Raw genomic sequence first — 13,156 nt, 5'->3', positions numbered from 1 at the left:
CATCTGGCCTTTCAACGCTAACTAATTGATAGTTAAGGGTATCAGGCCTCTCCACCACACATGCTTTTGCCTCTGTGCGCTGGAGGGAGGCGAACTATACGCAGAGGGATCATGGGGCGCAAGCCCCTTCGGGAGAAAAAGTTCAGATAAGGTCGATCAGCAGCTGTCGGGGGTGCCCATCAGATAGCGGTGCAGTGAGCACCGCTGCCGCTCCAGCCACTAGCCGAGCTCAAACAGGTGATATTTCTTTTTTCCCAGCCGGGTAACATAGTAGCGCCCATGCAATGCCAGTTCCGGATTGAAACACGCCGCAATGCGGTCGTTGTCCTCCCAGCCGAGCGACCGATTATTAATAGTTACCGCCTGTCGACCCAGAGCATCCTTGACCTGTTTCCCGGACGACGCCATACCGGACTCGGTCAGTAACTGGGTGAGCGTCGACGGCAGTGTATCCGGGTCCAGGGTGGTTGCAGGCAAGCCGTCCTGGCGCAACTGGGCCAGGTCACCCGCGGATAACTGCTCGAGCGCTCCGCTGAATAACGCTTCAGTAATACGTTGCGCCGCCTGCACTCCCGCTTCGCCGTGTACCAGCAGGGTCACCTCCCTGGCGAGAATTGCCTGTGCCTCAGGGCGCCCCTGGCGCTCGGCATCCGCACGCTCCAGGGCGTCGATATCGGCTACCGGGAGAAAAGTGAAATATTTCAGGAAACGATAGACGTCAACATCCCCGGTATTCAACCAGAACTGATAGAACGCGTAAGGCGAAGTCCGGGCAGGGTCAAGCCACACGGTCCCGGATTCTGTTTTACCAAACTTGGTACCGTCCGCTTTGGTAATCAACGGCATCGTCAAGCCAAATACCTGCTCGCCATACATGCGCCGGGTCAGGTCGATGCCACCAGTGATATTGCCCCACTGATCCGAGCCCCCCAGCTGCAGACCGCACCCATAGCGCCGGTTGAGCTCGGCGAAATCATAGGACTGGAGAATCATATAGGTAAATTCAGTGAAACTGATACCGCTGCCATCGCGCTCAATGCGCTGCTTCACCGACTCTTTCTGGATCATGGCGTTAACGGAAAAGTGCTTGCCGACATCGCGCAAAAAGGTGAGGACACTCATATCGCGGGTCCAGTCGAGGTTATTAACCACCTCGGCCGAAACCGGTCCTGCGTCAAAGTCGATAAACCTGGATACCTGAAGGCGAATTTTATCTACCCACTCGGCAATTACATCAGCCGTATTGAGCTGACGCTCCCGGGCTTTGAAGGACGGGTCACCAATAAGCCCGGTGGCCCCCCCTACCAGTGCCAGTGGCCGGTGTCCGGCAAGCTGGAAACGGCGCAACATCAATAGAGGAACCAAAGACCCGATATGAAGACTATCAGCGGTGGGATCAAATCCGCAGTACAGTGTGCGCACCCCGCTATCAAGCCACCCCGGGAGATCATCCTCGCCGGCAATCTGAAAGATCAGCCCGCGGGCGCGGAGATCGGCTAACAGGGCACTGCTCATCGGAGGCTCCGGGGGTATGATGCCAAAAAGGGTCGAGAACCTTACAATATCATTTTAGAAAAGCAAACCTTAAAGTCGTCCTGCCCTGTCGGTTAAGAAAAAAGTTTTATATACTCCTTTAACACTAAGCCATAGCTAATTGACTTATGCAGACATTTAACAAGAGGCTCAGGGGCGCCACTCCCAAGGGAGCGCAGCAGCCTCCACTGCAGCACAGACACCTCCTGGCCATCGGTGTGTTATCGGTATTTATAGCCATAGCGGCCAGCCTGGCGCCCTCCGGCGGCGTTGAAGCCAACAGGGCCCAGGAGCCGGGCTCCGTATTCACCCTGGGCTATGACCCGCTAAGCGAAGTGATCGCCACTCCGCAAATGCCGGCATTCGAGTACCCAGCAGCCGGACCGGCGCTGGCGGCGGCAGACAGCCTTACCCCGCCCCCCGCGGCAGAAACACAAAACAAGCCGCTGTGGAGTGAGCAAACCGTGCGCAGCGGCGACAATTTATCGCTTATTTTCAAACGCGCGGGCTTCAGTAGTGCCGATGTTTACAATGTCGTTAACACTGCGCCGGAAGGCAAGGCCTTATCGCGCATTTACCCGGGGCAGATTATTGCCTTCGAAGCCGCCGAAGATGGCCGCCTCGAGGCCGTGAAGCACATTGTGTCACCGTTGGAATCAGTCGTTTACCGGCGTACCGATGACAGCTTCAGTACCGAGCGGGAACTGCGACAGACGGACCTGCAGGAATCCTGGGTCAGTGCCGAAATCACTTCCTCCCTGTTCATGGCGGGGCAGGATGCCGGTCTGTCCCATAGCCTGGTAATGGATCTGGCTAACATTTTTGGCGGCGTCATCGACTTTGTCCAGGATCCGCGCAAGGGCGACACCTTCAACGTAGTCTATGAAGAACTGTATCTGGATGGCGAAAAATATCGCGACGGCACTATTCTCGCTGCCTCCTTCACCAACCGTGGCAAGACCTTTAACGCCTTCCGCTACGAAGACAGCAATGGTGACGCCGGCTATTACAATGAAGATGGCACCAGCATGCGCAAGGCATTTCTGCTGGCGCCGGTAGACTTCACCCGCATCAGCTCAAACTTCAACATGCGGCGCCTGCATCCGATTTACAAGACCACCCGCCCCCATCGTGGCACTGACTATGCCGCACCCACCGGCACGCCGGTTTATGCGGCCGGCGACGGTCGTGTCATAAAGTCCGGCTTCACTTCGGCGAATGGCAACTACCTGTTCGTACAACATGGCGAAAAGTACATCACCCGCTACCTGCATCTGCACAAGCGCAAGGTCAAGCAGGGCCAGCGTGTGAGCCAGGGCCAGATCATTGGTTCCGTCGGCTCCACCGGTGCGGCAACCGGGCCACACCTGCACTATGAATTCCTGGTCAATGGGCAACACAAGGATCCACGCAAAATACACCGGCAGCTGCCGAAAGCGAAGATGCTGGCCGCCGCAGAGATACCGGCCTTCAAAGCGACCATTGCCAATGCATCACAGCAACTGGCAGCACTTCAATCCGGCAACCGCCTGGCCCTGAATAGTGAGGGAACAGGGACCACTGCTGAACGCTGATTCCACAGTGGGTACGCCGCTTTATATCGGGCTGATGTCCGGTACCAGTATCGATGCAATTGATTGTGCATTAGTGCGCTGCAGTGCCCAGCGGATTGAATTGGTTGCCACCCTGGCAAGCCCGATTCCTGGCGGCCTGCGAGCAGATATCACCGCTATCAGCCAGCCGGGCGACAATGAGATTGAACGGCTTGGCATACTGGACCGCAAGCTGGGCCATCTGTTTGCGGAAGCCACGCTCGCACTACTGGCCGATAGCGGTTTTGACCCCAAAGACATTGCCGCCATTGGCAGCCACGGCCAGACTATTCGCCACCGCCCCCCTTCCGCAGGCAATGAAACAGCTTTCAGTCTGCAGATCGGCGATCCCAACACCATCGCTGAGCTGACCGGGATTACCACCGTTGCCGATTTCCGCAGGCGCGATATGGCCGCCGGGGGAGAAGGTGCCCCTCTCGCGCCCGCCTTCCACGCCGCTGCTTTTGCCACTTCGGACCGCAATCGCGCCATCGTCAATATCGGCGGCATTGCCAACCTGAGTTTGCTGGACGGCACCATCCTGGCAGCCGGCTTTGATACCGGCCCCGGCAACACGCTGCTGGACCATTGGATTGCCCGACATAAAAGCGAACGTTATGACCATGAAGGTCTCTGGGCAGCTGGCGGCACAGTGATCCCGGCTCTGCTGGAGGCACTGAATGATCACCCCTACCTGGCCTGCCAGGGGCCTCGAAGCACGGGTAAGGAAGCGTTCAACCTCGAATGGGTAGACGACTGCCTGCGGTCTTTACCCGCTTGCCCTGCGCAGGACGTACAGGCGACCCTCGCCGAATTCACCGCCCACTCCATTGCGGGCGCCGTCCGTGATTGGGACCGCAAGACCGATGAGGTGTACGTTTGTGGTGGAGGCGCCGCGAATGCCGATTTGATGCGCCGCCTGCAACGCCAGCTGGGGACAGTGCCACTGTCTTCAACCGCCGTTCTCGGGCTGGATCCTGACTGGGTAGAGGCAGCGGCCTTTGCATGGCTGGCCTGGCGCAGCATCGCGGAACTGCCGGGCAATGCGGCACAGGTAACAGGTGCCGCCGGGGAACGGGTCCTGGGGGGAATTTATCCTGGTTCTGGTGGCTCCTAGATTGAGAAAGACGCACCGCAACCACAGGTAGTGGTCGCGTTCGGGTTTTGAATCACAAACCGGGAGCCTTCCAGGCCCTCGGTGTAATCAACTTCGGAACCCACGAGATACTGGAAACTCATCGGATCCACCAGGACAGCAACCCCATCGCGCTCGATGACAGTGTCATCTTCGGCAGCGGTCTCTTCGAACGAAAAACCATACTGGAACCCGGAGCACCCACCGCCAGTAATGTAAACCCGCAGTTTCAGTGCTGGCGTTTCCTCTTCCGCGACCAGATCGCGCACTTTTTCGACCGCGCGTGCGGACAGATTAATGCCGCCCGGGTTGAATGATTCAGCTACTGACATACCTGCTCTCTCGGGGTCACGTGGGCCCCTGCATTACGTGAACGGGCTGTATTATGTAAAACCCGAGTAAACTAGTCAACTTTAGTGCCACTTAGGGCAATACTGGCAATTTCCGGCTCGGGAATGGTATCGACAGAGCCCCCGGAGTGGTTACCGGACTCACCGGCTACGGCTTCACCGGTATGCAGCAGACGACCGTTAACCTCGGCACCCGCTGACATCTCAACCAGATTGTAATGAATATCACCCATTACACGCGCATGGGGCGCAAGCTCCAGGTGCTGTGAAGCGTGAATACTGCCTTCCACCGTACCGTTGATCGTCACCCTTGGAGCCCGTATTTCGCCTTCAACCCGCCCGCTCTCGACAACCCTCACCATCGCCTCCTGATCCTGCTCAGAAAGTATATTACCTTTGACCTCACCCTCGACTTCAAGGTTACCACTGAAACTGATATCTCCATTGACGATGGTGTCCTTCGATATGAGGGTCGTGCCCCCGGTCGCCGTCGTACCATTACGCTTACTTCCCAACATGCGTGAACTTCTCCTGCAAAATCCATGGATACTGCTCTTTTGCCTCGGCCTTGCGAGGCGAGGACATGGACGCCACCACGCTCACCCACTGGGGTTCAAAACCCTCAGGCAAGGTCAACTGGCCTTCAATTGACTGAAAATAGCGAAACCGTAGAGGGAGAATAGTGCCCTCGAGATCATTGCTCAAATCGCCCAGTGGGAAACTTCGGCGCTCGCCATTCAACTCACCCTGTATTTCGGCATAGAGTTCGCCTTGTACCGGTCGATGCTTGCGCGCTTCCTGTTGGGCCACAATGCGGAAACCGAAGCGGTTTGGCTCTTCCAGGCCAACCAGTTCAATTGGACGCAGACTCAGACCCTGAGCGATTTCTCCCGGCGCCATCAATCCACGATAGAAACGAATGCCTTCCTCAAGGCCCGCAGCGTGGTCCTTCTGCACCGCCAACTCACGGCGCACCAATTCCAGGGCAGCGCGATCGACCTCGTGGCGAGCCTCGTAGACACCCAACTCGCGCTCGAGTTCGATAATTTGCTGACGAGCGCGCTTCAGCTCTGCACCCTGCTCCCGGTACCGCTGCGGGTCAACTCCGACACCGCTAAAGGCCGCTTCACGTCCCAGCATGAATCCCGCTGCCAGTACCAGAGCCGCTACCAGTGACAGTGCCAGCACCAGTATTTCGCGGTGGCGAACATGATAGCGCCGGATAACAGTCCGATAGCGGTCGGTGCTCACAGCCACCTCACGGCAACAGGCCAATCAGCTCAAGGCCCTGGGTTTCAGGTAAGCCGAACATGATGTTCATGTTTTGTACCGCCTGCCCCGAAGCGCCCTTCACCAGGTTATCTATCACCGACATCACCACAACGGTGTCCCGCTGCTGTGGCACCATCACTGAGAGCTGGCAACGGTTTGCACCTTTGACCGTACGGGTCTGGGGAAACATGCCGGGCGGCAGTACCTCGACAAACGGCTCGTCTCGGTAATAGTCTTCAAACAGCGCCTGCAGATCGGTGTCATCTTCCAGTAAGCGACCAAAGAGCGTTGCGTGAATACCGCGAACAATGGGCAACAGGTGCGGCACGAAGGTCACCGCTACCGGGCCACCTGCAACATCCTGCAGTCCCTGCTCTATCTCCGGCAAATGGCGATGCCCGGAAACACCGTAGGCTTTGAAACTGCCACCCACTTCGCTCAGGAGATTGTCAATCTTGGCCTGGCGGCCGGCGCCGCTGGCACCCGATGCCGCGCTGGCAATCAGCTCTGCGGGAGCTACCAGGCCCCTGGCCAACAGCGGTATCCAGCCCAGCTGGATCGCCGTTGGGTAGCAACCCGGGCACGCCACCAGTTGCGCCTCGCGAATACTGTCGCGATTCACTTCCGGCAGGCCGTAAACCGCCTGTTCCAGAAGCTGCGGGCTGCTATGGGGTTCGCCATACCATTGTGACCATACGCTGGCATCGCGGATACGGTAGTCAGCGGACAGATCCACCACCCGCGTACCGGCAGCCAGCAACTCCGGTACCAGCTGCATGGCGACATTATGAGGGGTAGCAAAAAATACTACATCGCAATTCGCCAGCAGGCTCACCTCGGGCTCGGCAAAAACAAGTTCATAGTAGCCACGCAAATTGGGGAACAGGTCATCCACGCGACGTCCGGCTTCAGCACGGGAAGTGATGGCCACCACCTCGACGCCGCCGTGCAGCGCCAGCAAGCGCAGCAATTCCACTCCGGTATACCCGGTCCCACCTACAATACCTGCCCTGATCATCTCTTCTCCCTGCCGTTGTTGCGACGCTTTTGCTGCCTGGCTTTACCGCTGGACGTGCGCCGAGGCCTGTTGCGGATACCAGTATAAAAGTAAACTCTGCCTTGATAACTGTTAATATGCAGTTTTTCCCAATCCATATACTCGAGACCAAGGCGACCCCCATGTTGTGGCTCAAGTCCTTTCATCTCATTTTCATGGTGTGCTGGTTTGCCGGGCTGTTTTACCTGCCGCGCATTCTGGTCAATTTCGCAGCCAGTGAAAACCCTGCCATCCGCGCCCAGCTGGCGATTATGGCGCGCAAGCTCTACCGCTTTGTGACGCCATTCATGCTACTGACTATCGGCTTTGGTATTGCCTTGCTTGGCAGTAATCCCGGCTATTATTTCACCGCACTGTGGTTGTGGCTGAAACTCGCGGGCGCCGTATTCCTGGTGGGCTATCATCTGCAATGCGGCCGCTACGTTCGCGCAGTGAATGCGGACACGGACAATCACGGCCATGTCTTTTACCGCTTTTTTAATGAAATACCGGTATTGTTCCTGTTCGCAATGATCATTCTGGCCGTAGTGAAACCTGTTTGACGCAAACGGGTCAATACTGGAAATTCTGTGGCCCGGGGCCGATAATTCATCCCGTCAATCAGGCTCTTCGCAGCACTAGCGCCATCCACCTTCAGGAAGCCATTTAATGAGTACATCCGAGCAATTATTTGAACGCGCACAACGACACATTCCCGGTGGTGTCAACTCACCGGTGCGGGCGTTCAAGGCTGTAGGCGGCAGCCCCGTATTCGTCGAGCGCAGCGAAGGTGCCTGGTTTTATGACTGTGAGGGCAAGCGTTACATTGATTATGTGCTGTCCTGGGGTCCCATGCTGATGGGGCACAACCATCCCCACGTGCGCGAGGCAGTCATCAGGCAAAGTGAAAAGGGCCTGAGTTTTGGCGCCCCGACAGAGCTTGAGATCCAGCTTGCGGACCGCATCTGCGAAGTGATGCCGGGCATGGACATGGTTCGCATGGTGAACTCCGGGACCGAAGCCACCATGAGCGCGATTCGCCTGGCTCGGGGCTATACGGGCCGTGACACCATTATAAAATTCGAAGGCTGTTACCACGGGCATTCAGACTCGTTGCTGGTCAAGGCAGGGTCCGGGGCATTGACCATGGGCGTACCCAGTTCCCCGGGTGTGCCGGCGGCGCTGGCTGACTACACCATGACCCTGACCTACAACGACAGTGACGAGCTGCGCCGGGCCTTCGCCGAGCACGGCGACAAAATTGCCTGCGTGATCGTCGAGCCGGTGGTGGGCAACATGAACTGCATCCCGCCACAACCGGGCTTTCTCGAAACCATGCGGGAGATGTGCAGTGCCCATGGTGCCGTGCTGATCATGGACGAGGTGATGACGGGCTTCCGCTTTGGCCTGCACGGCGCCCAGGGGCACTATGGCATAGAAGCGGATCTTACCTGTCTCGGTAAGGTTATCGGTGGCGGCATGCCAGTGGGCGCTTTCGGTGGCAAACGCGAAATCATGGAACAAATCGCACCGCTCGGGCCGGTATACCAGGCAGGCACCCTGTCGGGTAACCCGATTGCCATGGCTGCAGGGCTTGCCACCCTTGAAGTAATTTCAGCACCCGGTTTTTACGAGCCGGTGTTTGCGCGCACGACCGCGCTCTGTACCGGCCTGGAAAAAGCCGCGGCCGCCGCTGGCGTCCCCTTCACCACTAATCACAGCGGCACCATGTTTGGCGGATTTTTTACCGATGCGCCCAGCGTGACCAACTACAGCCAGGTCATGGCCTGTGATACGGCCGCTTTCAACCGCTTTTTTCATCATATGCTGGCTCAGGGCGTCTACCTGGCTCCGGCCTCCTATGAGGCAGGTTTCATGTCTTCCGCCCACACCGATGCCGACATTGAAGCCACAATAGCGGCCGCTGCCCACGCCTTTACCCAGCGCTAACAGGAGATTGCCATCATGTTCCAGACCCAGCGCGGCCCCTTTCCGCATACTCGCCTGCGGCGGTTGCGGGCCCATGATTTTTCCCGGCGCCTGGTAAGGGAGCACTTGCTTACCCCCGCAGACCTTATCTATCCGGTATTTGTCCTCGAAGGCAGTGGCCAACGCGAAGCTGTTGCTTCCATGCCGGGTATCGAGCGACTCAGTATTGACCTGTTGATAGAGCAGGCGCGGGAAGCAGTCGCACTGGGCATTCCCGCGCTGGCACTATTCCCTGTCGTGCCGGCGGACTGCAAGAGCCTCACCGCCGAAGAGGCCTGGAACCCTGAAGGGCTGGTGCAGCGCGCCGTGAAAGGCCTGAAAGAGGCGCTGCCTGCGCTGGGGGTGATCACCGATGTGGCGCTGGATCCTTACACCACCCATGGCCAGGACGGTATTATCAGTGATAGCGGCTATGTCATGAACGATGTCACCAGCGCCGCACTGGTCCGCCAGGCCCTCTCCCATGCCGATGCCGGCGCCGACGTAGTTGCGCCCTCGGACATGATGGACGGCCGCATCGGCGCTATCCGCACCAGCCTGGAACAGCACAGCCATCACAACACCATGATCATGGCCTACGCGGCAAAATATGCCTCCGCCTACTACGGCCCATTCCGGGATGCGGTGGGATCAGCAGGCAATATTGGTGGCGGCAACAAGTACAGCTACCAGATGGATCCGGCCAACAGCGACGAGGCACTGCACGAGTGCGCACTGGACCTGGCGGAGGGGGCCGACATGATAATGGTCAAACCCGGCATGCCTTATCTGGACATCGCCCGCCGGGTCAAGGACGAGCTCAGGGTACCTACCTTTGCCTACCAGGTCAGTGGTGAATACGCCATGCACATGGCGGCCTTCGAACGGGGCTGGCTGCAGCAGGATCCGGTTATGCTCGAGTCCCTGCTGGCTTTCAAACGTGCCGGTTGTGACGGCATCCTCACCTATTTCGCCCTGCAGGCTGCACGGGCACTACAGTAAACCGGCGCCATGAGAAGAGTGCGTACACTGGTTTGGCTTGCGGTACTGGCGGTAATGGCGCCGATGACCTCAGCGCAACCTGCCGACGAGTGCGCCTGCTTGTGGCAGGGCGATTTCAGTGAGGTGCAGGCAGAGGCGGATCTGGTCGTGACCGGAACCATTATCAGTCGCAAGGGCAATTCCGTAGACCTGGCGCTGGAGCGAATCCTGCGCGGGCGCGAGGTACAGGAGACTGTGCGCATCTGGCTGCAGGCACGCGACTACTGTCGTCCACCTGCAGAAAATTTCCCCCCCGGTAGCCGGTGGGTTATGGCGCTGTACCGGATCAATGAGGAAGTACCGGGAGGCTTTGACCCCGGCACCCCCAATATCAGCTACGGCCGTATCGGAGATTACCGGCTGTCGAGTTGTGGTGGCTACTGGCTGGAATTACAGGATGGCTGGGTTACCGGCAACCTGGTCAACGCCCCACGCTGGGAACGCACACCCAAAATGACACCCGTGCTCCTGGACCTCCTGGCCGCATACGTGCGCGGTGAGGTCGACCGCCAGGCTCTGGTAAAAGCCAGTCGCGAAGACCCTGCCCTGCGCGAGCTGATGCTCGATACCCGGGAGTTCCTGCGCGACGAACGCTGACCCCGGCACCGATATCAGCGGCGATTCCACGATTTTCGTCGGCTGCTGCTGCCCTCGATCAAGTCCATCAATTCGTCCAGCATGGCCAGAGACAATCCCCAGATCCGGCGTTCACCATAGAAATAACAGGGCATTTTCAGTTTTAGGCGCTTGCGCTGCCAGCTCATGGTCTTGCGGTTTGCATTATTCAACAGGAACTCCAGCGGCACCCAAACGACTTCCGCCACCTCGTGGTTGATAGTGCAGTGTGCAGGTCGGTCCATACGAAAAACAAAGGGGCTCACGGCCATTCCCAGACTGCGCACGCGCGGCCGGGCATTGATATCCGAGAGTCTGCCGATACAGTGGGCCTGCCGCTCCAGATCCAGACCTATCTCCTCGCGGGTTTCCCGCAGGGCAACCGCGTAACCATGGGCATCACCCGGGTCCATGCGACCACCCGGGAATGCCATGTGTCCCGACCAGGGATCACCCTCCCTTTCTGCCCGTTTGATCATTAGAATGTGCAGTTCACCATCCTGCACTTGCAGGATAATGGCCACTGCGGAGCGTTGCATTAACCGCCGCAGCCAGGGGCGGGAAGGACGGTGAGACGACAGCTCCGTCTCGATCATTTGTAATAACGCGATAGACAACGATGACATTCCTGTTAGCCGGCACCGGATTAAGCCAGCCCCGGACCACGCTGACAAGTCACATGAATCAAGGACACAGGCAATTATGGCAACAAACACCCTCTTCGACCTGCAGGATATCCATCTGGTATATCGGGCAAAACCAGCTCTCAGGCAGCTCAACTGGACGGTCAAAGCGGGACAGCAGTGGGCTCTCGTCGGCCCCAATGGCGCCGGGAAAACCAGTGTAGCCCGCATTTTGAGTGGCGAGGAAAAGCATTACTCCGGCGACTATGAGCGCTCGCCCGGCCTGGATACACACGGAATTGCCTATGTTTGCTTTGAGCAGGCCCAGGCCCTGTGTGCCCGTGACCGAAAACTGGATGATGGAGAATTCCGCGCCGATGCCTCGGATCCCGGCACCCGGGTAGAGGACGCCATTCTTGGGGGTCGCTCTCCTGATGCACGTTTTTACGACTGGGTAGAGCGGTTGCACATCGGCCATACCCTCAAGCGCGGGCTGCGTTTCATTTCTACCGGAGAAATGCGCAAAACCCTGCTGGTGCGCGCCCTGCTGAGTGATCCCGCACTACTGATACTGGACAGCCCGCTGGACGGTCTTGACCGGGCCAGCCAGGAAGCCATGCAGCGTGCGATTGATGAGCTGTTGGCAAGCTCCGGCAATGTCCTGCTGTTATGCCGGCAACTGGAGGACGTGCCCGAGGGCGTGGGCCATGTGCTGGTGCTCGATGCCGGCCGGGTACTGTGTGCGGATGAGCGCGCGACAGTGATGGCGCGGGCTGATGTAGCCGCGTTGATGAATCCGCCGCAACCACCACTGGGCACACTGCCCCCACCCGCTACCCGTCCCTATAGCCTGCCGGACGGGCCGCTGCTGGCACTGCGCCAGGTTGACGTGCGCTATGGCGAGGTGCAGGTGCTGCGCAATGTGAACTGGATATTCGAGCGTGGCCAACACAGCTGTGTCTCTGGCCCCAACGGCTGCGGCAAGACCACGCTATTGAGCCTGATCACCGGCGACAACCACAAAGCCTATGGCCAGGATATCACCCTGTTCGGTCGCAAGCGGGGCAGCGGTGAGAGCATCTGGGATATCAAACAGAAATACGGGCAGCTCGATACCCAGCTGCAGCTCAACTTCGCCCGCAATATGACACCACTGGAAGTGGTGGTATCCGGCTTTTTTGATAGCGTGGGCCTGTTTGATCATTGCGGCGATGTACAGCGACGCACGGCCGAACAGTGGCTGGCAGCACTGGGGTTGGCAGATTATGCCCGCACCGGTTTCGATACCCTGTCGTTCGGCCTGCAACGGATGGTGTTGCTGGCCAGGGCAATGGTCAAATCGCCAGCAATTCTGCTATTGGACGAGCCTACGCTGGGCCTGGATGGCACTCACCGCAAACTACTCCTGCGGGCCATTGATCACATCGCACGATACAGCGACACGCAAATGATCTTTGTCAGCCATTCTGCCGGCGATACGCCGGAGTGCATCAACCAGCAGCTACGCTTCGAAGCCACCGCGGAAGGATTTGAGGTACGCTGCGAGAATCCGGGCTAGCGCGCCAGGGCGTGCAGGGCATCGCATTCTGACTCATTGCGGCAGTACAGCGTTCCCCGTGATGCCGTGGCTCGCGACTGCGCCATCTGCCCCTGGCTGGCATAGGTGCGGGCCAGGTGCAGGTAGATTTCCGCACTCTCGGGATCAATGCGCTGGGCACGCTCCAGCAACGCCAGCGCCTGATCGTAATCTCCCCGCGCCGTAGCCCCTTCCGCCTGTGCAACCAACGCACTATAGGCACGCACAACATTAGGTTCCGCTTCCGGGAGAGCGGACCCTCCGGGTGCAGGGCTACCCGGTGTCACCACCGTGGGATCGGGCCGCGTCTCCACCGGCGCGCGGCCGCTCTGTGGAACGCTGTATATAGAACAGCCCACCAGCGCCGCCGCCAGGGCCAGCAGCAGACTTCGTTGCAGAATCAGAGTCATTGTCT

At 58.6% G+C, this 13,156-nt stretch carries 14 protein-coding genes; 7 read left to right on the top strand and 7 right to left on the bottom strand.

The genetic code is table 11. From position 1 onward, the window contains the following. Nucleotides 1-219: 219 nt before the first annotated feature. On the bottom strand, nucleotides 220-1,515 hold the full coding sequence (tyrS, locus tag CWI75_RS17610) for a tyrosine--tRNA ligase (protein WP_101522844.1): 1,296 nt from the start codon (nucleotides 1,513-1,515) through the stop codon (nucleotides 220-222). A 236-nt stretch (nucleotides 1,516-1,751) separates the two neighbouring features. On the opposite strand from tyrS, the gene CWI75_RS17605 reads away from it, so the two are divergent. Both CWI75_RS17605 and CWI75_RS17600 read left to right on the top strand, forming a co-directional pair. Further along, nucleotides 1,752-3,107: a peptidoglycan DD-metalloendopeptidase family protein gene (locus CWI75_RS17605; protein WP_241521290.1), complete on the top strand. Its 1,356-nt coding sequence runs from the start codon at nucleotides 1,752-1,754 to the stop codon at nucleotides 3,105-3,107. Next, nucleotides 3,076-4,242 carry an anhydro-N-acetylmuramic acid kinase gene (locus tag CWI75_RS17600; protein WP_277621779.1) on the top strand — a complete coding sequence of 389 codons (1,167 nt, stop codon included), beginning with the start codon at nucleotides 3,076-3,078 and terminating at the stop codon, nucleotides 4,240-4,242. Before CWI75_RS17605 ends, CWI75_RS17600 begins: the two co-directional genes overlap by 32 nt. On the opposite strand, the gene erpA is transcribed toward CWI75_RS17600, so the two are convergent. The 4 genes from erpA to argC form a co-directional block, all read right to left on the bottom strand. Continuing rightward, on the bottom strand, nucleotides 4,239-4,592 hold the full coding sequence (erpA, locus tag CWI75_RS17595) for an iron-sulfur cluster insertion protein ErpA (RefSeq protein WP_101522841.1): 354 nt from the start codon (nucleotides 4,590-4,592) through the stop codon (nucleotides 4,239-4,241). The two genes, CWI75_RS17600 and erpA, sit on opposite strands and share 4 nt — an antisense overlap. 71 nt (nucleotides 4,593-4,663) lie before the next feature. Further along, nucleotides 4,664-5,128, bottom strand: coding sequence for a bactofilin family protein (locus tag CWI75_RS17590; RefSeq protein WP_101522840.1), 465 nt, complete (start codon nucleotides 5,126-5,128; stop codon nucleotides 4,664-4,666). Then, nucleotides 5,115-5,861 (bottom strand): DUF6776 family protein, encoded by a 747-nt coding sequence (locus CWI75_RS17585; protein WP_146003627.1) that lies wholly within the window; start codon nucleotides 5,859-5,861, stop codon nucleotides 5,115-5,117. Before CWI75_RS17585 ends, CWI75_RS17590 begins: the two co-directional genes overlap by 14 nt. 7 nt (nucleotides 5,862-5,868) lie before the next feature. Beyond that, complete coding sequence (argC, locus tag CWI75_RS17580; RefSeq protein ID WP_101522838.1) at nucleotides 5,869-6,900, bottom strand: N-acetyl-gamma-glutamyl-phosphate reductase; 1,032 nt, start codon at nucleotides 6,898-6,900, stop codon at nucleotides 5,869-5,871. 161 nt (nucleotides 6,901-7,061) lie between these two features. Here argC and CWI75_RS17575 point away from each other — a divergent pair, with 161 nt between their 5' ends. The 4 genes from CWI75_RS17575 (at nucleotide 7,062) to CWI75_RS17560 (ending at nucleotide 10,524) form a co-directional block, all read left to right on the top strand. Then, a complete protein-coding gene (locus CWI75_RS17575; RefSeq protein WP_101522850.1) occupies nucleotides 7,062-7,481 on the top strand; it encodes a CopD family protein in 420 nt (139 codons plus the stop codon). Nucleotides 7,482-7,587: 106 nt separating this feature from the next. Beyond that, nucleotides 7,588-8,868 (top strand): glutamate-1-semialdehyde 2,1-aminomutase, encoded by a 1,281-nt coding sequence (gene hemL, locus CWI75_RS17570; protein WP_101522837.1) that lies wholly within the window; start codon nucleotides 7,588-7,590, stop codon nucleotides 8,866-8,868. Nucleotides 8,869-8,883: 15 nt separating this feature from the next. Beyond that, on the top strand, nucleotides 8,884-9,888 hold the full coding sequence (gene hemB, locus CWI75_RS17565; protein ID WP_175580236.1) for a porphobilinogen synthase: 1,005 nt from the start codon (nucleotides 8,884-8,886) through the stop codon (nucleotides 9,886-9,888). Nucleotides 9,889-9,906: 18 nt separating this feature from the next. Further along, nucleotides 9,907-10,524: a delta-aminolevulinic acid dehydratase gene (locus CWI75_RS17560; protein WP_241521289.1), complete on the top strand. Its 618-nt coding sequence runs from the start codon at nucleotides 9,907-9,909 to the stop codon at nucleotides 10,522-10,524. Between the two features lie 14 nt (nucleotides 10,525-10,538). On the opposite strand, the gene CWI75_RS17555 is transcribed toward CWI75_RS17560, so the two are convergent. Beyond that, a complete protein-coding gene (locus tag CWI75_RS17555; RefSeq protein ID WP_420913264.1) occupies nucleotides 10,539-11,168 on the bottom strand; it encodes an NUDIX hydrolase in 630 nt (209 codons plus the stop codon). A gap of 76 nt (nucleotides 11,169-11,244) precedes the next feature. On the opposite strand from CWI75_RS17555, the gene CWI75_RS17550 reads away from it, so the two are divergent. Further along, nucleotides 11,245-12,723: an ATP-binding cassette domain-containing protein gene (locus CWI75_RS17550; protein WP_101522834.1), complete on the top strand. Its 1,479-nt coding sequence runs from the start codon at nucleotides 11,245-11,247 to the stop codon at nucleotides 12,721-12,723. On the opposite strand, the gene CWI75_RS17545 is transcribed toward CWI75_RS17550, so the two are convergent. Further along, nucleotides 12,720-13,151: a tetratricopeptide repeat protein gene (locus tag CWI75_RS17545; protein WP_162300125.1), complete on the bottom strand. Its 432-nt coding sequence runs from the start codon at nucleotides 13,149-13,151 to the stop codon at nucleotides 12,720-12,722. The genes CWI75_RS17550 and CWI75_RS17545 overlap by 4 nt on opposite strands. Between the last annotated feature and the right edge of the window lie 5 nt (nucleotides 13,152-13,156).

Origin of the sequence: Kineobactrum sediminis (assembly GCF_002868715.1) — a bacterium.
Taxonomy (GTDB): domain Bacteria; phylum Pseudomonadota; class Gammaproteobacteria; order Pseudomonadales; family Halieaceae; genus Kineobactrum; species Kineobactrum sediminis.
The sequence above is the reverse complement of the archived record's forward strand: the minus strand, read 5'-3'. Positions and strand labels throughout refer to the sequence as shown.

What these genes read in the sequence shown, in the direction of transcription:
- tyrS (WP_101522844.1), bottom strand. Translation starts at nt 1,515, where the DNA reads ATGAGCAGTGCCCTGTTAGCCGATCTCCGCGCCCGCGGGCTGATCTTT.
- hemB (WP_175580236.1), top strand. Translation starts at nt 8,884, where the DNA reads ATGTTCCAGACCCAGCGCGGCCCCTTTCCGCATACTCGCCTGCGGCGG.
- CWI75_RS17545 (WP_162300125.1), bottom strand. Translation starts at nt 13,151, where the DNA reads ATGACTCTGATTCTGCAACGAAGTCTGCTGCTGGCCCTGGCGGCGGCG.
- CWI75_RS17590 (WP_101522840.1), bottom strand. Translation starts at nt 5,128, where the DNA reads ATGTTGGGAAGTAAGCGTAATGGTACGACGGCGACCGGGGGCACGACC.
- argC (WP_101522838.1), bottom strand. Translation starts at nt 6,900, where the DNA reads ATGATCAGGGCAGGTATTGTAGGTGGGACCGGGTATACCGGAGTGGAA.
- hemL (WP_101522837.1), top strand. Translation starts at nt 7,588, where the DNA reads ATGAGTACATCCGAGCAATTATTTGAACGCGCACAACGACACATTCCC.
- CWI75_RS17555 (WP_420913264.1), bottom strand. Translation starts at nt 11,168, where the DNA reads ATGTCATCGTTGTCTATCGCGTTATTACAAATGATCGAGACGGAGCTG.
- CWI75_RS17575 (WP_101522850.1), top strand. Translation starts at nt 7,062, where the DNA reads ATGTTGTGGCTCAAGTCCTTTCATCTCATTTTCATGGTGTGCTGGTTT.
- CWI75_RS17550 (WP_101522834.1), top strand. Translation starts at nt 11,245, where the DNA reads ATGGCAACAAACACCCTCTTCGACCTGCAGGATATCCATCTGGTATAT.
- erpA (WP_101522841.1), bottom strand. Translation starts at nt 4,592, where the DNA reads ATGTCAGTAGCTGAATCATTCAACCCGGGCGGCATTAATCTGTCCGCA.